Origin of the sequence: Pseudomonas sp. efr-133-TYG-23 (genome assembly GCF_030209215.1) — a bacterium.
GTDB lineage: Bacteria > Pseudomonadota > Gammaproteobacteria > Pseudomonadales > Pseudomonadaceae > Aquipseudomonas > Aquipseudomonas rhodesiae.
This window is the reverse complement of sequence record NZ_JARVSL010000016.1, coordinates 59122-85776: the sequence shown is the minus strand read 5'-3', so window position 1 is coordinate 85776 and position 26655 is coordinate 59122. Positions and strand designations below refer to the sequence as shown.

General features: G+C 61.9%; 27 protein-coding genes. 15 read left to right on the top strand and 12 right to left on the bottom strand.

Features of this window, described 5'->3' with window-relative positions; translation table 11 throughout:
• Window position 1: 1 nt before the first annotated feature.
• Window positions 2-625 (bottom strand): CDP-alcohol phosphatidyltransferase family protein, encoded by a 624-nt coding sequence (locus tag QRN41_RS11405; protein ID WP_285421578.1) that lies wholly within the window; start codon window positions 623-625, stop codon window positions 2-4.
• Window positions 626-896: 271 nt separating this feature from the next.
• On the opposite strand from QRN41_RS11405, the gene hflK (QRN41_RS11400) reads away from it, so the two are divergent.
• The 8 genes from hflK (QRN41_RS11400) to cfaB all read left to right on the top strand — a co-directional run bounded on the left by hflK (QRN41_RS11400) (window position 897) and on the right by cfaB (window position 10068).
• Window positions 897-2822: a protease modulator HflK gene (gene hflK, locus QRN41_RS11400; protein WP_285421577.1), complete on the top strand. Its 1926-nt coding sequence runs from the start codon at window positions 897-899 to the stop codon at window positions 2820-2822.
• A 9-nt stretch (window positions 2823-2831) separates the two neighbouring features.
• Window positions 2832-3824: a protease modulator HflC gene (gene hflC, locus QRN41_RS11395; protein WP_167417401.1), complete on the top strand. Its 993-nt coding sequence runs from the start codon at window positions 2832-2834 to the stop codon at window positions 3822-3824.
• Window positions 3821-4855: a protease modulator HflK gene (hflK, locus tag QRN41_RS11390; protein WP_285421576.1), complete on the top strand. Its 1035-nt coding sequence runs from the start codon at window positions 3821-3823 to the stop codon at window positions 4853-4855. Before hflC ends, hflK (QRN41_RS11390) begins: the two co-directional genes overlap by 4 nt.
• Entirely contained in the window at window positions 4852-6738 is a 1887-nt protein-coding gene (locus QRN41_RS11385; protein ID WP_285421575.1) for a cation-translocating P-type ATPase, read from the top strand. The genes hflK (QRN41_RS11390) and QRN41_RS11385 overlap by 4 nt, the downstream gene beginning before the upstream one ends.
• 117 nt (window positions 6739-6855) lie before the next feature.
• On the top strand, window positions 6856-7107 hold the full coding sequence (gene bufA2, locus QRN41_RS11380) for a BufA2 family periplasmic bufferin-type metallophore (protein ID WP_034101572.1): 252 nt from the start codon (window positions 6856-6858) through the stop codon (window positions 7105-7107).
• A gap of 65 nt (window positions 7108-7172) precedes the next feature.
• Window positions 7173-8018, top strand: coding sequence for an MNIO family bufferin maturase (gene bufB / locus QRN41_RS11375; protein WP_285421574.1), 846 nt, complete (start codon window positions 7173-7175; stop codon window positions 8016-8018).
• The gene (locus tag QRN41_RS11370) at window positions 8009-8797 is read left to right on the top strand and encodes an HvfC/BufC N-terminal domain-containing protein (protein WP_285421573.1); all 789 of its coding nucleotides are present in this window, start codon (window positions 8009-8011) and stop codon (window positions 8795-8797) included. Before bufB ends, QRN41_RS11370 begins: the two co-directional genes overlap by 10 nt.
• An 86-nt stretch (window positions 8798-8883) precedes the next feature.
• Entirely contained in the window at window positions 8884-10068 is a 1185-nt protein-coding gene (gene cfaB, locus QRN41_RS11365; RefSeq protein WP_236216588.1) for a C17 cyclopropane fatty acid synthase CfaB, read from the top strand.
• A gap of 61 nt (window positions 10069-10129) precedes the next feature.
• Here cfaB and cls read toward each other — a convergent pair whose 3' ends face one another.
• Window positions 10130-11569, bottom strand: coding sequence for a cardiolipin synthase (gene cls / locus QRN41_RS11360; protein WP_285421572.1), 1440 nt, complete (start codon window positions 11567-11569; stop codon window positions 10130-10132).
• Between the two features lie 131 nt (window positions 11570-11700).
• Here cls and QRN41_RS11355 point away from each other — a divergent pair, with 131 nt between their 5' ends.
• The gene (locus QRN41_RS11355) at window positions 11701-12222 is read left to right on the top strand and encodes a DUF3617 domain-containing protein (RefSeq protein ID WP_034139875.1); all 522 of its coding nucleotides are present in this window, start codon (window positions 11701-11703) and stop codon (window positions 12220-12222) included.
• On the opposite strand, the gene QRN41_RS11350 is transcribed toward QRN41_RS11355, so the two are convergent.
• Genes QRN41_RS11350 through folE2 form a run of 6 tightly spaced genes read right to left on the bottom strand, consistent with a single transcriptional unit; the run spans window position 12219 to window position 17428 of the window.
• Entirely contained in the window at window positions 12219-13556 is a 1338-nt protein-coding gene (locus QRN41_RS11350; protein ID WP_285421571.1) for a dihydroorotase, read from the bottom strand. The two genes, QRN41_RS11355 and QRN41_RS11350, sit on opposite strands and share 4 nt — an antisense overlap.
• A 3-nt stretch (window positions 13557-13559) precedes the next feature.
• Window positions 13560-14120, bottom strand: a complete 561-nt coding sequence (locus tag QRN41_RS11345) for a gamma carbonic anhydrase family protein (RefSeq protein ID WP_034115493.1) — start codon at window positions 14118-14120, stop codon at window positions 13560-13562.
• A complete protein-coding gene (locus tag QRN41_RS11340; RefSeq protein WP_285421570.1) occupies window positions 14117-14995 on the bottom strand; it encodes a metal ABC transporter substrate-binding protein in 879 nt (292 codons plus the stop codon). The genes QRN41_RS11345 and QRN41_RS11340 overlap by 4 nt, the downstream gene beginning before the upstream one ends.
• Before the next feature lie 11 nt (window positions 14996-15006).
• On the bottom strand, window positions 15007-15873 hold the full coding sequence (locus tag QRN41_RS11335) for a metal ABC transporter permease (protein WP_285421569.1): 867 nt from the start codon (window positions 15871-15873) through the stop codon (window positions 15007-15009).
• Window positions 15873-16541 carry a metal ABC transporter ATP-binding protein gene (locus QRN41_RS11330; RefSeq protein WP_285421568.1) on the bottom strand — a complete coding sequence of 223 codons (669 nt, stop codon included), beginning with the start codon at window positions 16539-16541 and terminating at the stop codon, window positions 15873-15875. Before QRN41_RS11330 ends, QRN41_RS11335 begins: the two co-directional genes overlap by 1 nt.
• On the bottom strand, window positions 16538-17428 hold the full coding sequence (folE2, locus tag QRN41_RS11325) for a GTP cyclohydrolase FolE2 (RefSeq protein WP_285421567.1): 891 nt from the start codon (window positions 17426-17428) through the stop codon (window positions 16538-16540). The genes QRN41_RS11330 and folE2 overlap by 4 nt, the downstream gene beginning before the upstream one ends.
• Before the next feature lie 128 nt (window positions 17429-17556).
• On the opposite strand from folE2, the gene QRN41_RS11320 reads away from it, so the two are divergent.
• Window positions 17557-18768: an N-acetylmuramoyl-L-alanine amidase gene (locus tag QRN41_RS11320; RefSeq protein WP_285421566.1), complete on the top strand. Its 1212-nt coding sequence runs from the start codon at window positions 17557-17559 to the stop codon at window positions 18766-18768.
• Here the strand turns inward: QRN41_RS11320 and QRN41_RS11315 are convergent.
• Window positions 18765-19133 carry a glutamine synthetase gene (locus tag QRN41_RS11315; protein ID WP_094064434.1) on the bottom strand — a complete coding sequence of 123 codons (369 nt, stop codon included), beginning with the start codon at window positions 19131-19133 and terminating at the stop codon, window positions 18765-18767. The two genes, QRN41_RS11320 and QRN41_RS11315, sit on opposite strands and share 4 nt — an antisense overlap.
• A gap of 138 nt (window positions 19134-19271) precedes the next feature.
• Between QRN41_RS11315 and zigA the strand changes: the two genes are divergently transcribed.
• From zigA to QRN41_RS11300, 3 genes are read left to right on the top strand one after another with little or no spacing between them, the layout of a single operon-like run.
• Window positions 19272-20477 carry a zinc metallochaperone GTPase ZigA gene (gene zigA, locus QRN41_RS11310; protein ID WP_034139866.1) on the top strand — a complete coding sequence of 402 codons (1206 nt, stop codon included), beginning with the start codon at window positions 19272-19274 and terminating at the stop codon, window positions 20475-20477.
• Window positions 20477-21121, top strand: a complete 645-nt coding sequence (locus QRN41_RS11305) for a DUF1826 domain-containing protein (protein WP_167417347.1) — start codon at window positions 20477-20479, stop codon at window positions 21119-21121. The genes zigA and QRN41_RS11305 overlap by 1 nt, the downstream gene beginning before the upstream one ends.
• A gap of 44 nt (window positions 21122-21165) precedes the next feature.
• A complete protein-coding gene (locus QRN41_RS11300; protein WP_285421565.1) occupies window positions 21166-22128 on the top strand; it encodes a CobW family GTP-binding protein in 963 nt (320 codons plus the stop codon).
• Here QRN41_RS11300 and QRN41_RS11295 read toward each other — a convergent pair.
• On the bottom strand, window positions 22122-22517 hold the full coding sequence (locus QRN41_RS11295) for a DUF3301 domain-containing protein (protein WP_034101555.1): 396 nt from the start codon (window positions 22515-22517) through the stop codon (window positions 22122-22124). The two genes, QRN41_RS11300 and QRN41_RS11295, sit on opposite strands and share 7 nt — an antisense overlap.
• A gap of 117 nt (window positions 22518-22634) precedes the next feature.
• Here QRN41_RS11295 and pdxY point away from each other — a divergent pair, with 117 nt between their 5' ends.
• Window positions 22635-23507 (top strand): pyridoxal kinase PdxY, encoded by an 873-nt coding sequence (gene pdxY, locus QRN41_RS11290; protein WP_167417345.1) that lies wholly within the window; start codon window positions 22635-22637, stop codon window positions 23505-23507.
• Between the two features lie 65 nt (window positions 23508-23572).
• Here pdxY and QRN41_RS11285 read toward each other — a convergent pair whose 3' ends face one another.
• The gene (locus QRN41_RS11285) at window positions 23573-24058 is read right to left on the bottom strand and encodes an acyl-CoA thioesterase (RefSeq protein ID WP_181077622.1); all 486 of its coding nucleotides are present in this window, start codon (window positions 24056-24058) and stop codon (window positions 23573-23575) included.
• A gap of 293 nt (window positions 24059-24351) precedes the next feature.
• Here QRN41_RS11285 and QRN41_RS11280 point away from each other — a divergent pair, with 293 nt between their 5' ends.
• Window positions 24352-26115 carry a cation:proton antiporter gene (locus tag QRN41_RS11280; RefSeq protein ID WP_285421564.1) on the top strand — a complete coding sequence of 588 codons (1764 nt, stop codon included), beginning with the start codon at window positions 24352-24354 and terminating at the stop codon, window positions 26113-26115.
• A 17-nt stretch (window positions 26116-26132) separates the two neighbouring features.
• On the opposite strand, the gene QRN41_RS11275 is transcribed toward QRN41_RS11280, so the two are convergent.
• Window positions 26133-26540, bottom strand: coding sequence for an SMI1/KNR4 family protein (locus tag QRN41_RS11275; RefSeq protein WP_034101551.1), 408 nt, complete (start codon window positions 26538-26540; stop codon window positions 26133-26135).
• Window positions 26541-26655 lie beyond the last annotated feature (115 nt).

Sequence of the window (26655 nt, the reverse complement as noted above, 5' to 3'; positions counted from 1 at the left end):
TTTATGCAGAAGGGGAGGTGGTTTGAGCTTCTTTAATGCCTTGGCGTACCCGGTTGACCAGGGTGTAGGCCAGCAGCGCGGCGACCAGCCACATCACCGTGTCGACCCAAACGGCCCACAACCAGCCGAGCGCCACACCGGTGGCCAACACGCCCAGCACAAAGGCCCGGTCGCTTTTGCCCATCGGCCCGTCGTAGCGGCGCGATGCACCGACCATCGGACCCAGCACGCCGGCGTATTCGCTGAACACCGCCAGCAACGCCACCAGCAACACCGGCGCCAGGCTGACGCCGGGGATCAGCGCAAACGGCAGGATCAGCGCGCTGTCGGCGATCACGTCGCACAGTTCATTGAGGTATGCACCCAGGCGCGACTGCTGGCCGAATTCCCGCGCGAGCATGCCGTCGATGGCATTGAGCGCCATGCGCAGGATCATCCACAGCGGGATCAGCGCAAACAGCCACAAGTGTTGGGCAAAGCCGGCGATCAACAGGCCGACCAGCAGTGAAATAACACCGGCCAGCACGGTGATCTGGTTGGCGGTGGTGCCGTTGTCGTAGAGGCGCTGCACGAGGGGACGCAGCAGGTTTTGAAACCGCGGTTTGAGCTGATAGATCGAAATCATGGGAGGTGACGCTTCCTTGTCCGTGAGCCCGCTGGAGTGTGCCGATTATTCCGGGCCTGCACCAGTGATAGCGCGTGTTTATGGGGGTTTAATCACGCTCTTGACTGACACTCAACGGTGGGAGGGGGCTTGCCCCCCGATAGCTGCCTTGCAGTCGATGCATGTGTAGGCTGACCCAACCTCATCGGGGGCAAGCCCCCTCACACAGCGAACAAAAATTTCACGCTCTGTGTTATATCGTAACGAATTGTGTACGAGCAGGCGTGTTGGGATGCAAGTGGATCTAGAAGCTGACGGCGCCTCGGTGGAGGGCCTGCCGCGTTTTCAGCAGGGGCTGTTCCATGCCCGTCGATTGCGCCAGGCCGGTATCAGCCTGACGGTGCTGGCGGTGACCGGCTGGGTACTGGCGTTGTTTGTCGCGCTGTTTGCGCCGCTGTCGATCTGGCCGGTGGTGTTGATCAATTGCGCTTCGGCGTTGCTGGTGCTGGTGGCTGGGTTGCAATCGGCATGGTGGGTGGCGGATTGGCGCGCGCAGGCGCTGGAGCCGACGACGGCTGAGGCCATCGAACCCTCCGAGGCGCCCAGCGGCTGGTCGGCGCGGCTGTTCGAGCACTTCGGTAGCGGGCTACTGGCGCAGGTCGGTACGCCGGTGTTGTGGCTGTGCGGTTGGTCGCTGCTGGCGCTGATCAGCGTGGTGGAGTTCTGGAACCTGACGTTGCCGGCCGCCCAGGTCGGCCAATCCGCCAGTATCGGCGCCGCGCTGGCCTTGGCCCTGGCGTTTGGCGTGCTGGTGTTCGAGCGTCGGTTGGCCCAGGAAACCTCCGCGCAATGGCCGGAAGCCGCGCAGCTGGCGCAGTTGTGCCGGGTGGCGATCGGTTGCCTGGTGATCAGTGCGGTTTGCCTGCTGTTTGCCAGTGAGGCATCGGTGTGGCCGCTGCGTCTGGCGACCCTGATTGGGTTATTGCCGGCGCTGGTGGCGCTGGAGTTTTTGCTCAGGGCCGTGCTGTCGCTGTTCAGCCCGCGCCAGCCACGACGCGAGCCGCGCCTGCTGGCGCAGAGCTTTATCGCCGATCTGCTGCGTTGGCCGCCGCGCCCGTTGCTGACGCTGCAGCACGAATTGCACAACCGCTTCGGCATCGATCTGCGCCAGATCTGGGCATTTACCTACATGCGCCGAGCATTTTTACCGGTGTTGCTGGTGGTGCTGGCGATTGGCTGGGCGTTGACCGGTGTGCATGAAGTCTCGCTGCAAGGCCGTGGGATTTATGAGCGCTTCGGTAAACCGGTCGAGGTGTTCGGCCCTGGGCTGCACGCCGGATTGCCCTGGCCATTAGGGCGTGTGTTGCCAGTGGAAAACGGCGTGGTGCATGAGCTGGCGACCAGCGCCAGCGACGCCGCCGCCCCGGCACTGGCGCCCGCCGAAGGGCCGCCGCCGCTGATTGCCAATCGTCTTTGGGACGCCATCCATGTGAACGACAAATCCCAGGTCATCGCCAGCCGTCGGGGCGACACCCAGGGCTTTCAGATCGTCAATATGGACGTGCGTTTCGTCTACCGCATCGGCCTCAGCGACCAGGCCGCGCTCGCCGCTACCTATCACAGCGCGGATGTGCCGACGCTGATCCGCAGCACCGCCAGCCGCATCCTCGTGCATGAGTTTGCCTCGCGCACCCTTGATGAATTGCTCGGTGAGCAGCGCACCCGCCTGGCGGATGAAATCGGCCGCGCCGTGCAAGTAGATTTGCAGCGTCTGAACAGCGGGGTGGAAATCCTTGCCACGGTGGTGGAAGCCATCCACCCGCCGGCCGGCGCCGCCAACGCCTACCACGCCGTACAGGCCGCGCAGATCGGAGCCCAGGCCCTGATTGCCCGCGAACGCGGCGCCGCCAGCGAGCAGACCAACCAGGCCCAACTGCAAGCCAGCACCGCCCGTGACCAGGCCCAGGCCAGCGCTCGTGAAGTGAATGCCGCTGCACAGGCCGCGGACCTGCGATTCACGGCCGAACAAAAGGCCTATGCCACGGCGGGCCGGGCGTTTGTGCTGGAGCAGTATTTCAGCCAGCTCAGCCAGGGCCTGGCCCACGCCAAGTTGCTCATTCTGGATCACCGTCTGGGCGCCGATGGCGCGCCGACCATCGATCTGCGTTCTTTCACTTTGCCGGCCGACCCCATGGCGCCGCGTAAAGCCGTGCAATAAGGAGTCTGTCTGTTGAGCGCTCATTCCCACGATCACGGTCATCACCACGGCCATCATCACCACCATCACCATGGCGAGGAACACGCCGCCGGGCCGTTCCCTTGGCGGCGCATGGGCTGGGCCGCGTTGCTGGTGCTGTTTGCGCTGGCGGCGGCAAGCCTGGTGCAGGTGCGTTCCGGCGAGGCCACGGTGATCACCCGCTTCGGCAACCCGTCGCGGGTATTGCTGGAACCGGGCCTGGGCTGGCGCTGGCCGGCGCCGTTCGAAGCGGCGATCCCGGTGGACCTGCGCCTGCGCACCACTTCCAGCGGTTTGCAGGATGTGGGTACGCGCGATGGCCTGCGCATCATCGTGCAGGCCTACGTGGCCTGGCAGGTGCAGGGCGACGCCGAGCATGTGCAGCGCTTTATGCGCGCGGTGCAGAACCAACCGGATGAAGCCGCGCGGCAGATTCGTACGTTTGTCGGTTCGGCGCTGGAAACCACCGCCGCCAGCTTCGACCTGTCCAGCCTGGTCAACACCGACGCTGGCCAGGTGCGTATCGCCGATTTCGAGGCGCAGTTGCGCCAGCAGATCGATCAACAATTGCTCGCCACGTACGGCGTGCGCGTCGCGCAGGTGGGAATCGAACGGCTGACCTTGCCGTCGGTGACCCTCACCGCCACCGTCGACCGCATGCGCGCCGAGCGTGAAACCATCGCCACCGAACGTACCGCCGTGGGCAAGCGTGAAGCGGCGCAGATCCGTTCGGCCGCAGAGCGTGACGCACGGATCGTGCAAGCGGATGCCACGGTCAAGGCCGCCGATATCGAAGCCCAATCGCGGGTCGAAGCGGCGCAGATCTACGGGCGCGCCTACGCCAGCAATCCGCAGTTGTATAACCTGCTGCGCTCGCTCGACACCCTGGGCACGGTGGTCACGCCGGGCAGCAAAATCATCCTGCGCACCGATGCCGCGCCGTTTCGCGCGCTGGTGGACGGGCCCAAGGATGTTCAGCCATGACCGAGCGTAGCAGCCCGGACAGCTCCTGGATCCAGGCCGGACGCTTGACCTTTATGGCGCTGTACGCGGTGACGGTGCTGGCGGCGTTGGCCTGGGCGTTTTCCAATGTGCGCCAGATCGACCCGCAGAATCGCGCGGTGGTGTTGCACTTCGGCGCGCTGGACCGCATCCAGAATGCCGGGTTGTTGCTGGCCTGGCCGCAGCCGTTCGAACAGGTGGTGTTGCTGCCGGCGGCGGATCGCGTGATCGAGCGTCGGGTGGAAGGGTTGTTGCGTTCGGACGCGGCACTCCAGGCCGACCGCGTGGCCAGTTTCGCCACGCCGCTCAGCGACGCTTTGGCCGGTTCCGGTTATCTGTTGACCGGCGATGCCGGCGTGGTGCAACTGGATGTGCGGGTGTTCTACAAGGTCACCGAACCCTATGCCTTTGTATTGCAGGGCGAACATGTGCTGCCCGCGCTGGATCGCCTGGTGACCCGCAGCGCGGTGGCGCTGACGGCGGCGCGGGACTTGGACACGATCCTGGTGGCCCGCCCGGAATTGATCGGCAGTGACAACGGCGCCGCCGAACGCCGCGAGCGCTTGCGCGGCGATTTGGTGCAAGGCATTAACAAACGCCTGGCCGAGTTGACCGCCAGTGGGCGAGGCCTGGGTATCGAAGTCACCCGTGTGGATGTGCAATCGAGCCTGCCGGGCCCAGCGGTCAATGCCTTCAACGCGGTGCTCACCGCCAGCCAACAGGCCGATAAAGCCGTGGCGAATGCGCGCACCGAAGCTGAAAAACTGACCCAGGCTGCCACTCAGCAAGCCGACCGGCTGGTGCAAGTGGCCCATGCCCAGGCCAGCGAACGCTTGGCCAATGCCCAGGCGCAAACCGCTACGGTGGCTAGCCTGGCCCAGGTCAAAGATCCTGGCCTGCTGTTGCGCCTGTACCGCGAGCGCCTGCCGAAAATACTTGGCCAGGCCGGCTCCGTGACCACCGTCGATCCTAAAGACGACTCCCGCTTGATCATCCAGGGAGCCGAACAATGAGCACACCCATGCTGACGTCCGCCGAGCAGCGCAGTGCGGCGCGGCAATTGACCCTGGCGATGCTGGCGCTGGGCCTATTGATACTGGGCTTGGTGTGGCGCTGGCTGGCGCCGGACCAGAGCGGGGTGAGCCAGTTGCTGCTGGGCGTGGCCTCGCTGCTGGTGGCGGTGCCGGTGATGCGTTCGGCCTGGTACAGCCTGCGTTTTCCCAGCCTGCATGGCATCACCGATCAACTGATCGCCTTGGCCATGCTCGGCGCCTGGGCCACTGGCGATCTGCTGACCGCGGCGTTGCTGCCGATCATCATGATTTTCGGCCATGTGTTGGAAGAACGCAGTGTGATCGGCTCCCAAGAGGCGATCCACGCCCTGGGCAAGCTGACCCGCAGCCACGCGCGGCTTGTGCAGGCCGACGGCAGCATTCATGAAGTGGACAACGGCACGCTGAACACCGGTGATATCGTCGAAGTGCGCGCGGGCGACCGGGTGCCAGCCGATGGCGTGGTGCTGTCGGGTCAGGCCAGCCTGGACACGGCGCCCATCACCGGTGAATCGGTGCCACTGGAGGCCAGCGCCGGTGTGCAGGTGTTTGGCGGGGCGATCAATCTAGATGGCTTGTTGCGTCTTGAAGTGACGCGTACCGGTCATGAGTCGACCTTGGGCAAAGTCATTGCATTGATGCAGAACGCGGAACGCTCCAAGCCGCCGATCACGCGGCTGCTGGAGCGCTATGCGGGCAGTTACATGGTGCTGGTGTTGCTGTTGGCGGCGGTCACCTGGTTTGTGACCAACGACGCCCAGGCGATGCTCGCCGTGCTGGTGGCGGCGTGCCCGTGTGCGTTGGTGTTGTCGGCACCGGCCACGGCGATTGCCGGGATTGCCGTGGCGGCGCGCCATGGAATTTTGATTCGCAGCTCGGCATTTCTAGAGGAATTGGCGGACCTGACGTCCCTGGTGGTCGACAAGACCGGCACCCTGACCTTTGGCACCCTGCGCCTGCAATCCATCGAAACCACTGCGCCCGATCGGCAGGTGTTGCTGAACCTGGCAGCCAGCCTGGGCTCGGCCAGCAGCCATCCGGTCAGCCGGGCGTTGGCGGGGTTGGCGACGCAGGAACAGATGTGGGTGCTGACCGACATCCGCGAACGCCAGGGCCTGGGCGTGGTGGCACAGACCGAGGAGGGCGAAGCGGCCCTGGGACGCCCTGAGTTGTTCAAGCAATTGGGCATCGTGACCAGCGCAGTGCCGACCCATGACGGCCCGATTGCCGGGTTGGCGCTGAACGGGCAATTTTTGGCCTGGCTGCTGCTGGCCGACAGCGTCAAACCGGAGGCCCGCCAGGCTCTGCAAGAGCTGCGCGAGCTGGGCCTGGGGCGTCAGTTGCTGCTCACCGGCGACCGCCAAAGTGTCGCCGACAGCCTGGCGTTGGAGGTGGGCATCAGTGATGTCGCCGCCCAGGCGCTGCCGGAGGACAAGCTCAACCGCGTGCTGGCCGAGATCGATAGCGGCTTCCGGCCGATGGTGGTGGGTGATGGCATCAACGACAGCCTGGCACTCAAGGCCGGCGTGGTCGGCGTGGCCATGGGCGCGGGCGGGGCAGATATCGCGCTGGCCTCGGCGGACGTGGTGCTGATCGGCAGCGATCTGCGGCGCTTGGGCACCTGTGTGCGCTTGAGTCGCCAGTGCCGGCAGACGTTGCAGGTCAATGTGATCATTGGCCTGGGCTGGACGCTGGCCATCGTCGTGTTCGCGGCCTTCGGCTGGTTGGGTGCAGCGGGGGCGATGATTGCGGCGCTGTTGCATAACCTCAGCACGCTACTGGTACTGGGCAATGCCGGGCGTTTGCTGCGGTTTCAGGAGCCGCTGCTGAAACCGGAAGAATAAATTTTCAGAAATAATTGCGAACGGCTGTAACGCCGATGGGGGGCCTCACTCTAGTGGCATGTCAGGACCGAGCGCAGTGCTCGGCCGACTTCCCAACTGAACAATGAGGATGACCCCATGAATATCAAACAAGCCGTTTCCGGTGCTGCCCTGGCGATCGCCGCCGCTTCCATGTTTGCCGGTGTCGCCACCCAGGCACAAGCGGCTGATGCTCAGGTGCATTGCTACGGCGTCACGTCTTGCAAAGGCATGAACGACTGCAAGACCGCGGAAAACGCCTGCAAAGGCCAGGCGGTGTGCAAGGGCCACGGTTTCAAGGCCATGACCAAGGCGGAATGCGATAAGGCGGGCGGCAAAGTCGGCGAATAAACGCAAGCCAAGTGCTCCCGCAGCGTGTTTTGCGACCGCTGCGGACACTTTTTCCGGAGTCCATGATGGCCACCTCTCTTCCCTTCCTGGGTTACGGCCTGGGTCTACGCAACGAATATTACGAACAGATTCTTGAGCAATCCCCTGCGGTGGATTGGTTTGAAGTGATCTCCGAGAATTACCTGGTGCAGGGTGGCAAAGCCTTGTACTACCTGGACGCCATCGCTGAGCGCTACCCATTGGTGATGCACGGCGTGTCCCTGTCCATCGGTGGGCCCCATGCCCTCGATTTCGATTATCTGAAGCAGATCAAACAGCTCGCCGAGCGCATCCAGCCGGCGTGGGTGTCCGACCATTTGTGCTGGAGCCGCGGCAACGCGCACCAGTTGCATGACCTGCTGCCGTTGCCCTACACCGAGGAAAGCCTTTATTACGTGGCCGGCCGCGTTCGTCAGGTGCAGGACGTATTGCAGCGGCCTTTGGTGCTGGAAAACGTCTCCAGCTATGTGCGTGCCAATGCCGATGAGTTCAGCGAGTGGGAATTCCTCAATGCCCTGGCCCATTTGTCGGGGTGCCAATTGCTGCTGGACGTGAACAACGTCTATGTCAGCGCGCGTAACCATGGGTTCGACCCGTGGACCTTTATCTGTAACCTGCCGCCGCAGAGCATCCGCCAATTGCACCTGGCCGGGCATCGCGATTATGGCGATTACGTGGTCGATACCCATGACCACCCGGTGTGTGATCCGGTGTGGGCGCTGTATCAACAAACCCTCGCGCACATCGGGCCGGTGTCGACCTTATTGGAGCGCGATGACCATTTCCCGCCGTTTCAGGAACTGCTCGACGAATTGGCTAAGGCGCGCCAATTAGGCGCATCCGCCTTGGCCGGGAGAGCCTTATGCGCCTGACCGACTGGCAGCTGGCGTTCGAGGCGTACCTGCTGAACGACGCGCCAGCGCTCGACCAAGGGTTTGCCGCGACATTGCGCGGCGGGCCGAGTCTGGATGTGGACACGGGCCTGGCGATATACCACAACGCTTATCGCGCGCGCCTGTTGGAAGTGCTGCGGCATGATTTCAGCGCCGTGCGCTACTGGTTAGGGGATGATGAGTTTGCCGCGCTGGCCGGCGCTTATGTGCGGCGTTATCCGTCCGAGCATTACAGTTTGCGCTGGCTCGGTGAGCGGTTCGCGACGTTTATCCTTGAGCACCTGGCGCAAGAACACGGCGCGCCGCTGGCCGAACTGGCCCGTTTGGAATGGGCGTTTACTCTGGCCTTCGATGCGCCCCATGGCGAGCCGTTGACCCTGGCGGACATGGCCGAGCTACCGCCGCAGGCGTGGCCGGGGCTGCAAGTGGCGTGGGTTCCGTCGGTGCAGCAACTGGGTTGCCATTTCAACTCCCTGGCAATCTGGCGCGCGGCCAAAGATAACGGTGACTTTCCAGGCAGCCATGCGGTGGAACCTGCGCAGACCTGCCTGGTATGGCGCCATGAACAGGTGTGTCGCTACCGCACGCTGGAGCCGGCGGAAGCCAGCGCCCTGGCGACCATGGTGACGACCGGTGGGTGTTTTGCAGAACTGTGTGCCCAACTGGCAGTCACTTATGCAGAGGGTGCCCCATTGCAGGCTGTTACATGGCTGAAACAGTGGGTCCAGGACGGTTTGCTGCAGCATCGAGCGCCATAGTCAGGCGCTATTAAATCGATAGCCTCCTACGCGTCTTGAGATGGTCTACCCTCACAGCAGACGTCTGAAACAAGGGGGGACTACTCATGCTCGCGCAACTTCCACCGGCCTTACAGAATCTTCAGCTGCCGCTGCGTCTTCGACTCTGGGATGGCCATGAATTCAACTTGGGCCCAGAGCCCAGCGTCACCATCGTGGTCAAGGACCCCACGGTCGTGTCTCAGCTTTCCCATCCCACGCTCGATACCTTGGGCGAAGCCTTTGTGGTGGGCAAATTGGAGCTTGAAGGCTCCATCACCGAAGTGATCCGGGTGTGCGACGAGTTAAGTCACGCCCTGGTCGATGACGACGAAGGCAGTCGTCCGGTGCGCTCGATCCACGACAAGGCCACAGACGCAGCGGCCATTTCCTACCATTACGACCTGTCCAACGCCTTCTATCAGCTGTGGCTCGATCAGGACATGGCGTACTCCTGCGGCTATTTCGAAACCGGCAGCGAATCCATCGACCAGGCCCAGCAGGACAAATTCCGCCACCTATGCCGCAAGCTGCGGTTGCAGCCGGGCGAATACCTGCTGGATGTCGGTTGCGGCTGGGGTGGGCTGGCGCGGTTTGCGGCGCGGGAGTTTGGGGTCAAGGTGTTCGGCATCACCCTGAGCAAAGAGCAATTGCAACTGGCCAGGGAGCGGGTCAAGGCCGAGGGTTTGCAGGATCAGATCGACCTGCAACTGCTCGACTACCGCGATCTGCCCCAGGATGGCCGCTTCGACAAAGTGGTCAGCGTGGGTATGTTCGAACACGTTGGTCACGCTAACCTGGCGCAGTACTGCAAGACCCTGTTCGGCGCCGTGCGTGAAGGCGGCCTGGTGATGAACCACGGCATCACCGCCAAGCACACCGACGGCCGCCCGGTCGGGCGTGGCGCGGGTGATTTTATCGAGCGCTACGTGTTCCCCAATGGCGAGCTTCCGCATCTGGCGATGATGACCGCCGAGCTCAGCGAAGTGGGGCTGGAAGTGGTCGATGTCGAGAGCCTGCGCCTGCACTACGCGCGCACGCTTGACCACTGGAGCGAGCGCCTGGAAGACAACCTGGAAGCCGCAGCCAAAATGGTGCCGGAACAGGCACTGCGTATCTGGCGGCTGTACCTGGCGGGCTGTGCTTATGCGTTCGCCCGGGGCTGGATCAACCTGCACCAGATCCTGGCGGTCAAACCCCATGCCGATGGCAGTCATGAACTGCCGTGGACGCGGGAAGATATCTACCGCTGAACCGGTGATACAGAGGGGGGAGGGGGCAAGCCCCTCCCACCATTTTCTACCGTGTTGGCAGTTAGAGAATCGGTGAGATCAAGCGCGCGACGCGCATTCCCAAATGCTGCAACTGGCGGGTTTCGCGGCTTTCTTCCTGGCTGACTTCATGGGCTTGGGCGAAGTCGTCGAGCAACATGTGCTCCACCTGCTGGGCGAAGGCTTCATCGACGGTCAGCAGCATCACTTCGAAATTCAGGCGGAACGAACGGTTGTCCATATTCGCACTGCCGATGGCGCTGATTTCGCCATCCACCAGCACCACTTTCTGATGCAGAAAACCGGGCGTATAGCGGAACACGCGCACCCCGGCGCGCACGGCTTCAATCGCGTACAGACTGGAGGCGGCGTAGACGATGCGATGGTCGGGGCGCGATGGCAGCAGAAGGCGCACATCCACGCCGCGCAACACCGCCAGGCGCAGGGCGGCGAACACGGCCTCGTCGGGGATGAAATACGGACTGGTAATCCACACCCGTTCGGTGGCGGCGTGAATCGCCTCGACGAAAAACAGTGAGCAGGTTTCGTACGGGTCGGCCGGACCGCTGGACAGCAATTGGCAGAGCACGCCATCCTCGGGATAGGAATCCGGCAGGATCAGCGGCGGCAGTTCCCGCGCGGCCCAGAACCAGTCCTCGGCAAACGACTCCTGCAGGCACGCCACCACCGGGCCGATGACTTGCACATGGGTGTCACGCCACGGTGCCAGCGGCGGCTTTTTGCCCAAGTATTCGTCCCCCACGTTGTGCCCGCCGACAAACCCCGTGATGCCGTCCACTACCACGATCTTGCGATGGTTGCGGAAGTTGACCTGGAAGCGGTTGAGCCAGCCGCTGCGGGTGGCGAAGGCTTTGATCTGCACACCCGCGTCACGCAGTGATTGCACGTAGTGATGGGGCAGGGCGTGGCTGCCGATGCGGTCGTACAGCACATGAATGGCCACGCCTTGCGCGGACTTTTCCTTCAAAAGGGCGTGCAATTGCCGGCCAAGTTCGTCGTCATGAATGATGAAAAACTGGAACAGCACAGCGGACTTGGCGTTGCGGATGGCGTCGAAGATCGCGCTGAAAGTGGCATCCCCATTGACCAGCAGTTGCACTTGGTTATTGGCCAGGCACGGCATGCGGCCCAGTTTGGGCATGGCGCGCAATGAGCCGTAGGCGCTGGAGTGACGCGCGGCCAGTGCTTCCTCGACCCACGGGCGCCAGTTGAGCGCGGCGATGGCGCTGTGCATTTCCTGGTTGGCCTGGCGGCGCGCCTGGATATACGCATCGAAGGTGCTGCGGCCGAAAATCAGGTAAGGGATCAGGGTCAGGTACGGCATGAACATCAGCGACAAGGCCCAGGCGATGGAGCCTTGGGCGGTCCGGACGGTCAGCACCGCGTGGATCGCGGCTAGGGTGCCAAAGAAGTGCAGGGTGGCGATAAAGTACGCCAGCAGGTGCGGGCCAAAAAAATCCATGGACGACATTACTCCAGGCAATCCAGTGCCTAACAGACCATGTTCGGCCACGAATGTCGCTATTTTATTTGCCGTGCAACACTGGCTGTTTTGCGGCGTCTAACGCTCCACCTTTACCCAGGAGTTACCCGATGAATGCTCGTCTGCTGTGTATGACCATGGTTGTTGGTTTGTCGTTGCCCGTGGCGGCGCAGGCCCAGATGTTGGCGCCGGGCTTGTGGGAAGTGACCACCAGCAATATGAAAGTCGATAACCAGGAGCTGCCGGATCTGTCGCTGATCCTCGGCCAGCTCAAGCAACAGATGACCCCCGAACAGCGCGCCATGCTGGAAAAACAGGGCATCACCATGGCCGGTAAAGGCGTGCAGGTGTGTCTGACGCCGGCGCAGGTGGCGTCCGATTCGATCCCCCTGACCGACCCACAATCGGGCTGCCGCCAGGAAGTGACCGACAAGACCGGCAACCAGTGGAAATTCCGCTTCAGTTGCCCCAAAGCCCAGGGTACGGGCGTGGCCACCTTCCAGAGCCAGAAAGAATTCACCACCACCGTCAATGGCACTTTCAATGCCACTGGCATGCAACAAAAGGGCAGCCTGGACAGCCATGCCCAATGGCTGGGCAACGACTGCGGCACCGTCAAGCCGCGCGCCTAACGCTGGAAGTACAGCGGCAAGCCTTGGCAACTGTCGACCACCTGGCCGTTGTGCCACGCCAGGTGACCGGAGACTAACGTGGTACTGACGCTGTGGCGAAAGCGGCGCTCGGCGAAGGGCGTCCAGCCGCAGCGGGCCAGGATCGGTTCCTCACTGACCGGCTTGCCTTGGGGCTCAGGTTTGATCAGCACCAAGTCGGCCCAATAGCCTTCGCGTATATAGCCTCGATCCGGGATGGCGAAAAGATCGGCCACTCGGTGGCTGGTTTTGGCCACCAGCGTGGTCAACGGCAATAGCCCATCGGCCACCAATTCCATCAAAGCCGGCAGCGCATGCTGCACCAGAGGCAAGCCCGCCGGTGCCTCGCGATAACCCAACTGCTTTTGTGCCCAGGTATGCGGCGCATGGTCACTGCCAATCACGTCCAGACGATCACTGAGTAAGGCCTGGCGCAGTGCGTCGCGGTCGGCGCGAGTCTTGATCGCTGGGTTGCATTTGATTTGATGGCCGAGGCGGTGATAGTCACGGTCATCGAATAGCAGATGGTGCAGGCACACCTCGGCGGTGATGCGTTTTTCCGTCAGGGGTTTGTCTTCGAACAACGCCAGCTCGCGGGCGCTGGTCAGGTGCAGCACATGTAGCCGCGTGCCGTACCGCCTGGCCAGCTCCACCGCATAAGACGACGAGCGATAGCACGCCTCGGCATCGCGGATCAGCGGGTGCGCCACCGCTGGGATTCCATCGCCGAAGCGTGCGCGCAGGCGCTGCTCATTGGCCTGGATGCTGGGGCTGTGTTCGCAATGGGCGAGCAGAAGGGTCGGCACTTCGGCGAACAGCCGCTCCAGAATCCGCGGGTCGTCCACCAGCATATTGCCCGTTGAGGCACCCATAAACACTTTGACCCCGGCGACCTCGCGCGGGTCGAGGGCGGCAACCGTATCGAGGTTGTCGTGGCTGACGCCAAAGTGAAAGCCATAGTTGGCCACCGAATGCAGCCCCGCGCGGCGTTTTTTGTCGGCCAGGGCCGCCAGGTTCAAGGTGGCGGGGGAGGTGTTGGGCATGTCCATAAAGCTGGTGATACCCCCGGCCACCGCCGCCCGCGATTCACTGTAGAAACTACCTTTGTCCGGCGCACCGGGGTCACGGAAATGCACCTGGTCATCGATCATGCCGGGCAGCAGCCACTGGCCCTGCGCGTCGATCGCCACAGCGGCGTTACAGCCGGTGATGCTGTTGGCGATCTTTTCGATGCGGCCGTTGGCGACCAGCACATCGGCGTCTCGGACCTGGCCTTCGTTGACCAAGCGTGCGTTGCGAATCAGCAGCCGGCTCATGGTTCAGAACTCGTTTTGCAGGGCTTTGTAGCCGCGCACCAGATCGACATTGGTGCGCGCCACGTCTTCGGAAAATTCCGAGGCACTGATGCTGACCGGCGGGAACTGCGACAGGTCGGTGTGCGGGCCGATGCGGGTGGTGGAGGGTACGTAGAAGGCGTCCGGTAAATCGCGGCCGTCGACCACCGAGTTATGCCGCACCACGCAGCCGTCACCCACTGCGCAGTTGAACAACACGCTGTTGAAGCCGATGAACACGCGGTCGCCCACGGTGCAAGGCCCGTGGACGATGGAGCGGTGGGCGATGGAGGTGAACTCGCCGATGGTCACCGCCGCGCCGGACTTGGAGTGGATCACCACCCCGTCCTGGATATTGGAGTTGGCGCCGATGGTGATCGGGTCCATGGCGCCGCTGGCGTCGACCTCATCGGCGCGGATCACGGCGTAAGGGCCGACGAATACGTTCTCGCCGATGATCACCTTGCCGCAGATGATCGCGGTTTTATCCACGTAGGCCGATTCGGCAATCACCGGCAGATCGCCTGAAGGGTTCTTACGGATCATGGCTTGCCCAATGTGTTGCACAGGGTGTTGAGGTTGTATTCGAACAGCCCGATAAAGGTGCTGGCCGGGCCTTCGGCGGCGAGGGCGTCGGAGTACAGCGTCCCGCCGATCTGCGCGCCACTTTCGTCAGCGATCTGCTTGAGCAGGCGCGCGTCCTTGATGTTCTCCATAAACACCGCTTTGACCTTGTCCTTGCGAATCTGCGTAATCAGCGCGGCGACTTCGGCTGCGGAAGGCTCACGCTCGGTGGACAAACCTTGGGGGGCGAGGAACTGAATGCCATAGGCCTGGCCCAGGTAACCGAAGGCATCATGGGAGGTGACGATGCGGCGATTACCCGGCGGTAGCGCGCCGAACTTGGCTTTGGCGTCGGCCAGCAGGCGGTAGATTTGTTTCAGATAGGCTTGGCTGTTGCGCTGGTAATCGGATTGGTTGGCCGGGTCGGCGGCTATCAGCGCCTTGGTGATGTTGTTCACATAGATTTCGGCGTTGGCCAGGTTGTGCCAGGCGTGTGGGTCGGGGATGGTTTCGCCGTCCTCTTCCATGGTGTGAGAGATCACGCCTTTGCTGGCGGTGACCACGGTGGCCCGGGTTTCGGTACTCGCCACCAGGCGGTCCAGCCACGGCTCGAAGCCCAGGCCGTTCTTGATAATCAGCTTGGCTTTGAGCAGCGCCTTGGCATCGTCCGGGGTGGGTTCGTAAGTATGGGCGTCGGCGTCGGGGCCGACCATATTGCTGATCTGGATGTGATCGCCACCAATCTGGTGGGTGATGTCATCGAGAATACTGAAACTGGTGACCACTTGGAGTTTGTCGGCGGCCTGGGCCATCGACAGCGGTAGCAACAAACTGAACAGCACGAGTAGAGCGCGCATCGGCAAACACCTCATTGGGATGACAGTAGGGGCGGGCGGCGCAGCAAGCCGTGCACCGGACCGAAGACCACGGACAACAAGTACCCGGCGCCCGCCACCAGCACGATTGCTGGGCCGCTGGGCAACGAGTAGTAGAACGACAGCAACAAGCCAAGCCATACCGACAGGCATCCCAGCACCGCCGATACCGCGATCAACACCGGCAGGCGCCGGCTCCAGAACCGTGAAGCGATGGCCGGCAGCATCATCAACCCCACCACCATCAGCGCGCCGATGGCTTGGAAACCGATCACCAGGTTCAGCACCACCAGGGTCAAAAACAGCCCGTGAGCCAGAGGGCCGAGGCGGCTGACGGTTTGCAGGAACAGTGGGTCGAGTGTGTCCAGCAGCAGCGGTTTGTAGATCAGCGTCATGGCGATCAGGCTGACCCCTGACACCCACAGCATGCCGGTAAGGGTGGTTTCATCCACCGCCAGGGCAGAACCGAATAACAGGTGCAACAGGTCCAGGCGTTTGCCGGCGATGCCGAGGATCAACACGCCGGCGGCTAGGGAAATGGGGTAGATGGCGGCGAGGCTGGCGTCCTCGCGCAGGCCGGTGCGGCGGGTGATCCACGCCGACAATCCGGCCATGCCCAGGCCGGCACCGAGTCCGCCCAGGGTCAGCGCCGGCAGGCTCAAACCGGCGAACCAAAACCCCAGAGCGGCGCCGGGCAGGATGCCGTGGGCCACGGCGTCGCCGATCAGGCTCATGCGCCGCAGAATCAGGAACACGCCCAGCGGCGCGGTGCTGCACGCCAGCACCAGCCCGCCAATCAGTGCGCGGCGCATAAACACGAAGTCAAAGAATGGCATCCACAGGTGGGCGGCGAAGTGCATCAGGCCACCTGCATTTGGGGCTGGGGTCGGATCAGCTCTTTGCTCGGGCCCAACAAGCAGCCAGTGCTTTTGATCTGCAACACGTTTTGAGTGTGATGGCGCACGGATGCCAGGTCATGGCAGACCACCACCAAGGTGCGGCCCGACGCGTGCCAGGCATGGATGTGTTTCCAGCACAGCGCCTGGCCCTCTTCATCAAGGGCAGCGTGGGGTTCGTCGAGCAGCAGCACCGACGACTCCGACAGGCTCATGCGTGCCAGCAGCGCACGCTGCAACTGGCCGCCAGACAAGGCCATTAACGGGCGCTGTTCCAGGCCGCTGAGGCACCAGTCTTCAAGTACGGCTTGCAGGCGCTGGCTGCGCTGTTGCGGGCTGAGCTGCAAACCCCAGAAACCGGCGGCGACCAGTTCTTGCAGGCTGATGGGGAACTGGCGATCCAAGTGCTGTTGCTGCGGCAGGAACGCCAGGCCGCCACGTCGCGGCACGTTCACGCTGACCTTACCGGTCAACGGCTTTTGCAGGCCCGCAATGACTTTGAGCAGGCTGCTCTTGCCGGTGCCATTGGCGCCGATCACGCCGGTGAGGCTGCCTTTTTCCAGGGTGAAATCCACAGGTGGCGTCAGCGGTTGGCCGGGGGCGCCCCAGCGCAAAGCGGTGCAGGTGATCATGCAGAGTGTCTCGTCCAGCGGCTTTCAGCCACGGCATCGTGCGCGTGCAGGCTTTCGGCGTGGATCACTTTGAGATGAAAGGCGTTGATCGCGTCCGAGCGTTTCAAGGCGAGGTTTACGCGGCGGGCGGCGTCTTCGCAGAACATCAGGTTCTGCCCGTTGGCCAGGGCGAAGGCTTGCTCGTCGGCGCGTTTCACCGCGGTTTGCACGGCGGTGCCGAGTGCGGCTTCCACGTCATTGATCAGTTCGACCAAGGGCAGTTGCTCACTTTGTAAGTGCACATGTAACTGCGCGCTGCTGCGCTGGCTGTGGGGTGTGGCGACAATGCCCTTGGCGCTGCCGAGCCAGGTCAGTACGTCTGCATGCTGCAAGGCCGTGTTGGCGAAATCATCGATAAATTGCTGCTGAATCAACTGCCTGGCGAGCGCAGCGGAGCATGGGCATGTTGAGGAGTACGCGACGTCAATTTTTAGTTCCACGTGGAACATCTGGTTTTTCAACTGCGCTTCGATGCTGATCGGATAGCTTTTCCAGCCGGCCAACGGGCTGACCAACGCTGGGCGCTTGAGCAGCAAATGAGTGTGGATGCGCAGGTAAGCGTTCTTAGATAAACCTTCATGACTGTCGAGAAAACGCTGCAGTACAGTGCGCAGAAGTGCAGGGGTGAGGGGCTGCTGGTCGAGTATCTCCAGTGCCAGGTACAGGCGTGACATATGAATGCCGCGTGCGGTGCCGTCGTCGAGGCTGACACCCGCGTCGGCGGTGGCGGCCAGGCGCTGGCCGTCTATCAGAATTGGCAGGGCAATGCCGCACATGCCGACCCAGTCGAGTGGCAAGGCTTGGCGTGAAGCCTGCGCGGCAATGTCCGGCAAGGTCAGCGCGTTCATAAGCAGGTCCATCGTTGGAAATAATTCGACATGTTATAGTATAACAATCAAATCGACGATGAATTTTCTACGCCCGCCTTTGTTCAGCCATGTCGAGCAGGGACGCTCCTTTATTTGCGGTATTTGTCATGCACAGACGTCAGCTTCTTAACCTGCTCCTGGCTAGCCCACTTTTCGTCCTGCCGTTCACGGTTCACGCCACGCAAATCCGCAACGCGCGCTTATGGCGTTCGGACGACAAGCTACGGCTGGTGTTCGACCTTAGTGGCCCGGTGCAGAACAAGACCTTCTCGCTGACCGCGCCGGAGCGTTTGATCATCGACCTGAGCGGCGCCGGGCTCAGTGGGGATTTTTCGCAGCTGGTGCTGAAAAACAGCGGCATCACTTCGATTCGTTCGGGACATTTCGGCCAGAACGACACGCGCATCGTGCTGGACCTGGCGGCGCCGATGCAGCTCAACAGCTTTGTGCTGCCGCCCCAGGATGGCCAAGGGCACCGTCTGGTGCTGGACTTGACCCGCGCGACTCAGGCGCCCCGTCAAATCGCAGCTGAATCGGCGCCTTTAGTGGCTTCGGTGGACAAAGCCCATCCCAAGCGCGACATCATCGTAGTGGTCGACCCCGGTCACGGCGGCAAAGACCCCGGCGCCATTGGCTCCAAGGGCCAGCGCGAAAAAGATGTGGTGTTGTCCATCGCCCAACTGCTGGCCAAGCGCTTGAAGCGCGAAAAGGGCTTTGATGTGAAGCTGGTGCGCAACGACGACTTCTTCGTGCCGCTGCGCAAGCGCGTGGACATCGCCCGTCGACACAAAGCCGATATGTTCATCTCAGTACACGCCGACGCCGCGCCACGCCTGACCGCGTCGGGGGCTTCGGTGTATGCGTTGTCCGAAGGCGGCGCCACCTCCGCCACGGCGCGCTTTATGGCTCAGCGCGAAAACGGCGCGGACCTGCTGGGCGCCACCACGCTGCTCAATCTCAAGGACAAGGACCCGATGCTGGCCGGGGTGATTCTTGATATGTCGATGAACGCCACCATCGCTTCCAGCCTGCAATTGGGCAGTTCGGTGCTGGGCAGCCTGCAGAGCATCACGTCGTTGCATCAGAAGCGTGTGGAACAGGCCGGTTTTGCGGTGCTCAAGTCACCGGATGTGCCGTCGATTCTGGTGGAGACCGGGTTTATCTCCAATGCCCGGGACGCGCAGCGGCTGGTGACTGCACGTCACCAGCAGGCTGTGGCTGACGGATTATTCGAGGGCCTGAGAAATTACTTCCAGAAGAATCCGCCGATCAACAGCTATATGGCCTGGGTGCAAGACCAGAAAAACGCCCGTGCTTAGCAGCCGGTGAGACGGCTGCAGGTGAAGGTGGCGCCGGCGCCCCCGGAACTGGAGAAGCGGTTGATCGTGGTCCAACCGACTCTGCGTGTGTAACCGACCCACGCTTCGCCGTCCGACGCCAGGCCGGTAAAGAACGTCAATTGTCCGTAACGGCTGTTGGTCTGCGCCCAGTAGCGTTTACCTATCACCTCAAAGCCACGCAAATATGTGGTGCTGCCAACCGTCGCTACGCTGTAGGCGTTGCCCAGCGGGTCTACGCAGGCCAGCAGGTTGGCGCTGCGCGTGCAGTTGGCCAACAGGCTTGGTGTTTGGGCATTGGCCTGGGTCGCGAAAATCAGCAGCAGGCCATACAGCAGATAGTTCATGGGCGTTCTCGACATCAGCAGGCGCCAGCATTGCCGTCTTCATCACGTTGAGCAAGCGGGGGTTGGCTTATTTGTGTTGTTATACTATAACATTAATAACAGCCCGATTCGAACGGGCGGCCTGATGAGTATGACCTGATGCCCAATCGACTCCCCGTTACCGTGCTGTCCGGCTTCCTCGGCGCCGGTAAAAGTACGCTGCTTAACTACATCCTGCGCAACCGCGACAACCTGCGGGTGGCGGTGATCGTCAACGACATGAGTGAAATCAACATCGACGGCAGCCAAGTGCAGCGCGATGTCACCCTCAACCGCGCCGAAGAAAAACTGGTGGAGATGAGCAACGGCTGCATCTGCTGCACCTTGCGTGAAGACCTGCTGGAAGAAGTCGCCAAGCTCGCCAGGGACGGGCGCTTCGATTACCTGCTGATCGAATCCACGGGTATTTCCGAGCCTCTGCCGGTGGCCGAAACCTTCACTTTCCGCGATGAAAACCAGCAAAGCCTGGCGGATATCGCACGTTTGGACACCATGGTCACCGTGGTCGACGGCATCAACTTCCTGCTCGACTACCAGGCTGCCGAAAGCCTGGCCTCGCGCGGTGAGACGTTGGGTGAAGAGGACGAGCGCTCGATCACCGACCTGCTGATCGAGCAGATCGAGTTCGCCGACGTGATTCTAATCAGCAAGATCGACCTGATCAGCCAGCACGAGCGCGAGGAGTTGATGGCGATCCTTGAGCGCCTCAACGCTCACGCCAAGATCATCCCGATGGTGATGGGCGAGGTGCCTCTGGACCAGATCCTCAACACCGGCCGCTTCGACTTCGAGCGCGCCGCCCAGGCGCCCGGCTGGCTGCAGGAATTGCGCGGCGAGCATGTGCCGGAAACCGAAGAGTACGGTATCGCGTCCACCGCTTATCGTGCGCGGCGCCCGTTCCACCCGCAGCGTTTCTACGACTTTATTGACCGCCCCTGGGTCAACGGCAAATTGCTGCGTTCCAAAGGCTTTTTCTGGCTGGCCAGCAAGCATCAGGATGCGGGCAGTTGGTCCCAGGCCGGTGGCTTGATGCGCCATGGATTCGCCGGGCGCTGGTGGCGTTTCGTGCCGAAAAACCAGTGGCCGCAGGATGAAGAAAGCGTCGCGGCAATCATGGGCAATTGGCAACTGAGCAGCGGCGATTGCCGTCAGGAACTGGTGTTTATCGGGCAACACATCGACTTTGCCCAGCTACGCGCCGAGTTGGATGCGTGCTTGCTCACCGATGCAGAAATGGCTTTGGGTGTCGATGGATGGCGCTTGCTGGCCGATCCTTTTGGCCCTTGGTACGACGAGGTGGCCTGATGCTCGCTGCACTGACGCCCTTGCGCCCGCTGATTCGCCAAACCCGCGGCGAAACCCCGTTGGCGCTGTCTGAGATCCTCGAAGATGGCGTAAATCTGGCGCTGTGGCAGCGCCAATTACCCCTGCACATTGCCGAATTCGGCGCCTTGCTGGTTTCGCTCAACGAGCCCGTAGCCGATTCGTTGGTGGTGGAACTGGGCAGTGATGAGGCAGTGCCGAATTTGCAAGGATTGGCGGGCAATTGCCGCGATCTTGAAGGCTATGAGGGATTTATTGCCGATGTGTCCTGGTTGACCAGCGCCTTTGCCTGCCTGCTCGGCGCCCGACGCATAGGCGTGCGCCTGCGCTTGCTGGATAAAGCCATGTGCCCACGGTTTCACGTCGACCACGTACCGGTGCGGCTGATCACCACCTATGCCGGGGTCGGCAGCCAGTGGTTGCGGGAGGGGGTCATGGACCGGCGTCGCTTGGGACAACCCGAAGCCGAACCCACCTCGCGTGTTGAGCAGATCCATTGTGGCGAAGTGGCCTTGCTCAAAGGCAGCAAGTGGCACGGTAACGAAGGCCACGGTTTGATCCATCGTTCGCCGGCGCTCAAAGAAGGCGAGCGCCGATTGATCCTGACGCTGGATTGGCTGGCATAACCGCGTAGGATCAAGCGCTCTACACGGCCTGAATGATGCCCTCTATGCTGCAGAACATTCCCACTCATGTGATAGCCGGGCCATTAGGTGCCGGCAAGACCAGCCTGATCAAGCAACTGCTGGCCCAACGCCCGGAAGATGAGCGCTGGGCAGTATTGATCAATGAGTTCGGCCAGATCGGCTTGGACGCCGCGCTGCTGACCCAGGATGACGACGGTATTGCCTTGGGCGAGGTCGCCGGTGGCTGCCTGTGTTGTGTGAACGGTGCACCGTTCCAGGTAGGTCTTGGCCGTTTGTTGCGTAAGGCCAAGCCGCATCGTTTGTTTATCGAGCCATCGGGGTTGGGCCACCCGGCGCAGTTGCTCAAGCAGTTGCGCCAGGCGCCGTGGCAGGGCGTGTTGACGGTCCAGCCGTGTGTGCTGGTCCTGGATGCCCAGGCCCTGGCCAGAGGCACCCCTTTGCCGCCGGCACAACAGGAAACGCTGACCAATGCTGGGCTGCTGGTCTTGAACAAGGAGGAGGGGCTGGACGCGGCGCAGCGTCAGGCGATTGAGGCCCGGTTACCCGATTGCCCGCGTTACTGGACCCATCAGGCGCATCTGCCATTGGCCCTGCTGCCGGGGTTGGATCAGCACGCGGGCGAGGCTGTGGATAAAGGTCATGAGTCTCAAGGCTTGGCGCATATACCGGTGATCTGGAGCGATCCGACCGTGCCGATCTGCTTGAGCCATGCCCAGGACGGCGGCTGGAGTGTGGGTTGGCGTTGGCATCCTAGCCAGCAATTCGATACTCAACGCGTGGCGGCGTGGCTGGCGGACCTCGCGTGGCGGCGCGCCAAGCTGGTTATCCACAGCCGCGACGGTTGGGTCAGCGCCAATGCTGTGGATAACTGCTCGCTCGCGTGGCTGCCCAGCGAATGGCGCCGTGATTCTCGTGTTGAATTGATCTTCAGCACGCCACAGGACGTGGCGGCATTGCAGGCCGGGTTGGCGGCCTGCCGTTATTGACGGTGCTTGGTGCTGTGGTCCTGGCGCCATTGGCTCAGCTCGATAATCTCGGCGCTGGGCAAAGGTGTCTTGATCTCGAACGGGTAGGGCGCCAGTTCAATCTGCGCGCTATGGGCGCCGAACTGAGTGATGGTGCCGGGGTGGCGGGTTTCGCCGGTCACGGTGAACTCGAAATTGTAGACCCGCGCCAAACGCCGCCGCCCATTGGCATCTTTTACAAAGCCGATGCGCTTGAGCGCTACCGCGCCGTCCAGCAGCTCGATGTCGAGCTTGGCGCAATGCTGCTTGACCCGCTCCAACGCGCGCTCGCGCAAGCCGTGGTTGTGCCACACCCAGGCGGCACCGGTCGCCAGCAGCATCAACACAAACATGTTTCCCAGGGTCAGCATGCGATGAACTCCAACAAAGTGAGAGCAGCTTAACTGTGTCGCCGGTCTGTCGTACAGGCTGCGTTTAGTCGCATACTGCGCGGCCAGAATCCAAACGGCTTTACGGAAATCCCCTGCATGAAACGCACCCCTCATCTGCTTGCGATCCAGTCTCATGTGGTCTTTGGCCACGCCGGAAACAGCGCCGCCGTGTTCCCCATGCAGCGGGTCGGGGTAAACGTCTGGCCGCTCAACACGGTGCAGTTCTCCAACCACACCCAGTATGGACAGTGGGCGGGAGAAGTGTTGGCGCCGCAGCAAATTCCTGCGTTGGTGGAAGGCATTGCCGCCATCGGCGAGCTGGGTAACTGCGACGCCATCCTGTCCGGTTACCTGGGCAGTGCGGACCAGGGCCGGGCGATCCTCAATGGTGTGGCGCGCATCAAGGCGGTCAATCCCAAGGCGCTTTACTTATGCGACCCGGTAATGGGGCATCCGGAAAAAGGCTGCATCGTGCCCCAGGAAGTCAGCGATTTTCTGCTTGATGAAGCCGCGGCCATGGCCGACTTCCTGTGCCCCAACCAACTGGAACTGGATAGTTTTGCCGGGCGCAAACCGCGCTCGCTGTTCGATTGCCTGGCCATGGCCAAGGCGTTGCTAGCCCGTGGGCCCAAGGCGGTTCTGGTCAAGCATTTGGATTACCCGGGCAAGTTGCCGGACGGCTTCGAGATGCTGCTGGTAACCGCCGACGCCAGTTGGCACCTGCGCCGGCCGTTGCTGGCCTTCCCGCGCCAGCCGGTGGGGGTGGGAGACCTGACATCCGGGTTATTCCTGGCGCGTGTGTTGTTGGGGGACAGCTTACTGGCGGCCTTTGAGTTCACCGCTGCGGCTGTCCACGAAGTACTGCTGGAGACCCAGGCTTGCGCCAGTTATGAATTGGAGCTGGTGCGCGCCCAGGACCGTATCGCCCATCCTCGCGTTCGCTTCGAAGCGACACCCATCACTTTGTAAGCTCACCTGACCCAATGTGGGAGCAAGCCCGCTCCCACATTGTTGTTGGGTTTACGGCCTCGGACTTACGGTGCGTCGGCCTTGATTTCCTGATAGCGCTTTTCCAGCTCCTGGCGGATCTGCCGACGTTGCTGGGCCTGCACGAAGCGGCGCTTGCCTTCGCTGTTATGCGGTTGCAACGGCGGTACGGCCGCCGGTTTGCGCTGGTCGTCCACCGCCACCATGGTAAAGAAGCAGCTGTTGGTATGCCGCACCGAGCGCTCGCGAATGTTCTCGGTGACCACCTTGATCCCCACTTCCATGGAGGTATTGCCGGTGTAGTTGACCGACGCGAGAAAGGTCACCAGCTCGCCGACATGGATCGGCTCGCGGAAAATCACCTGATCCACCGATAACGTCACCACATAGCGCCCGGCGTAACGGCTGGCGCAGGCGTAGGCCACTTCGTCGAGGTACTTGAGCAACGTGCCGCCGTGGACATTGCCTGAGAAGTTGGCCATATCAGGGGTCATCAAGACCGTCATCGACAGCTGGGCGTTTCCGGGTTCCATAGCACACTCACGGGTTGTAGGCATTGGTGGGGGGAGCACCTCTGCGGGTGCTGGACTCTTTACTGCGCTAGCCCTAACGGGACGCCGGCGGGCGGCTTGCCGTCACGCGTAGGCCGATCTGTTTCCATATATTGCACCGGCTTTTCGCCGGAAGTCGCGGTGTTAACCTTCAAAAGCCCGTCTCAGGGCATTTCTTACGATTTAGGTAGACTTTTCCTTCAGCTTTTTAAGACCAGTTAACGCTGCGAGCTGAAGTGGGAAAAGCGCCGGTACCCTCAAGGAGCCCCCTCGCCATGCACGCCATCAGCTTTATCCAGGACTTGGCTGTGATCATGTTGGTGGCAGGGGTGGTTACCATCCTGTTTCATCGGCTTAAGCAGCCTGTGGTGCTGGGGTATATCGTCGCCGGCTTTATCATCGGCCCCCACACGCCACCCTTCGGGCTGATCCACGACGAAGACACCATCAAGACCCTGGCCGAGCTGGGGGTGATCTTCCTGATGTTCTGCCTGGGCCTGGAGTTCAGCCTACGCAAGTTGTTCAAGGTGGGTGCCACTGCGTTTATCGCGGCGTTCCTGGAAATCATCCTGATGATCTGGATCGGCTACGAAATTGGCCGCTGGTTCGACTGGAGCACCATGGACTCGCTGTTCCTCGGCGCGATCCTGGCCATCTCTTCCACCACCATCATCGTCAAAGCCCTCAATGACCTGAAGATGAAAGACCAGCGCTTCGCCCAACTGATTTTCGGCGTGCTGATCGTGGAAGACATCCTTGGGATCGGCATCATCGCGCTGTTGTCGAGCATCGCCGTCAGCGGCACGGTCAGCTCCGGCGAGGTGTTTTCCACGGTCGGCAAGCTCTCGCTGTTCATGGTCGTCGCGCTGGTGATCGGTATTTTGCTGGTGCCGCGCCTGCTGGCCTATGTGGCCAAGTTCGAAAGCAACGAGATGTTGCTGATTACCGTGTTGGGCCTGTGCTTCGGTTTCTGCCTGCTTGTGGTCAAGCTGGAATACAGCATGGTGCTGGGCGCGTTCCTGATTGGCGCGATCATGGCCGAGTCGCGGCAGTTGCTTAAGATTGAGCGCCTGATCGAGCCGGTTCGCGACATGTTCAGTGCGATTTTCTTTGTCGCCATCGGTCTGATGATCGACCCTCAGATCCTGCTTCAGTACGCCTGGCCTATCGCTGTGATCACCGTCGCGGTGGTGCTGGGCAAGACGCTTTCCTGTGGCCTGGGAGCGTTTATCGCGGGTAACGATGGGCGTACGTCATTGCGGGTCGGCATGGGCCTGTCACAGATAGGCGAGTTTTCCTTCATCATCGCGGCGCTGGGGATGACGTTGCAGGTGACCAGCGACTTTCTGTATCCGGTGGCGGTGGCGGTCTCGGCAATTACCACTTTGCTCACCCCCTATCTGATTCGTGGGGCCGACCCGTTGTCATTGAAGATGGCGGCAGTGATGCCTCGGCGCATGAGCCGGGTGTTCGGTATGTATGGCGAATGGCTGCGCAGCATTCAGCCTCAGGGAGAGGGCGCGATGCTGGCGGCGATGATCCGCAAAATCGTCCTGCAAGTGGGGGTGAATCTGGCGCTGGTGGTGGCGATCTTCTTTGCCGGCAGCTATTTCGCCGCACGTATCGGCGGGTATCTGGAAGGTTGGATCAGCGATCCCAGCTGGCAAAAGGCATTGATCTGGGGCGGGGCGCTGCTGTTGTCGCTGCCGTTTTTGATCGCGGCGTACCGCAAGCTCAAAGCCCTGTCGATGTTGCTAGCGGAGATGAGCGTCAAGCCGGAAATGGCCGGGCGGCATACCCAGCGTGTGCGGCGGGTGATTGCCGAGCTGATTCCGATTCTGTCGCTGTTGGTGATCTTTCTGCTTTTGGCCGCGTTGTCGGCCAGTATCCTGCCGACCAACAAGTTGCTGGTGCTGATCGCGGTGGTGGCGGCGGCGGTGGCGGCGGTGCTCTGGCGCTGGTTCATCCGCGTGCATACGCGGATGCAGGTCGCGTTGTTGGAAACGCTGGACAACCATAACGATACGCCGGAGCACTAAAGCGCCGAGTACGGGACTCAGCTTTCCAGCCAGACGTCCCGCGCCCAGTGCCATACCGATTCCCAGGTTTCTTCCTGGACAAGTTCCTCTTCGGCGGACCACAGCACCACAGTGCCGTCTTCCTCAACGCAGTAGTAGTCGTCGCCGTCCTGGCAGATCGGGATCAGGCTACGCTCCACACCGGCATCCCAGGCATTGGCGGCCACGTCCGGCAGGTAGGTATGAGATTGAGGGTCGGTGACGGTCACCGGCTCCAGGCTGCCGTAGACCACGTCGCTGACGGTCAGCAGAAATTCGCGGAAGACAAAGGGGATATCGATGAACAGCTGTTCTTCGATTTCCACCAGCAGGTCTTCGTCAGGCAGTTCCAGCGGAACCGGAACCGGTTCGTTGGCTTCACGCAGTTGTTCGATGATTTCTTCCACGGCCGGGATCCTCTTGCTGATGGCGCGGGTTGATAGGGGCGTTTTATACAGTAGCTCGCTATAAGTGCAACCGTGAAATAGAAAACCCCGGACAGGTCCGGGGTTTCGTTGTTGC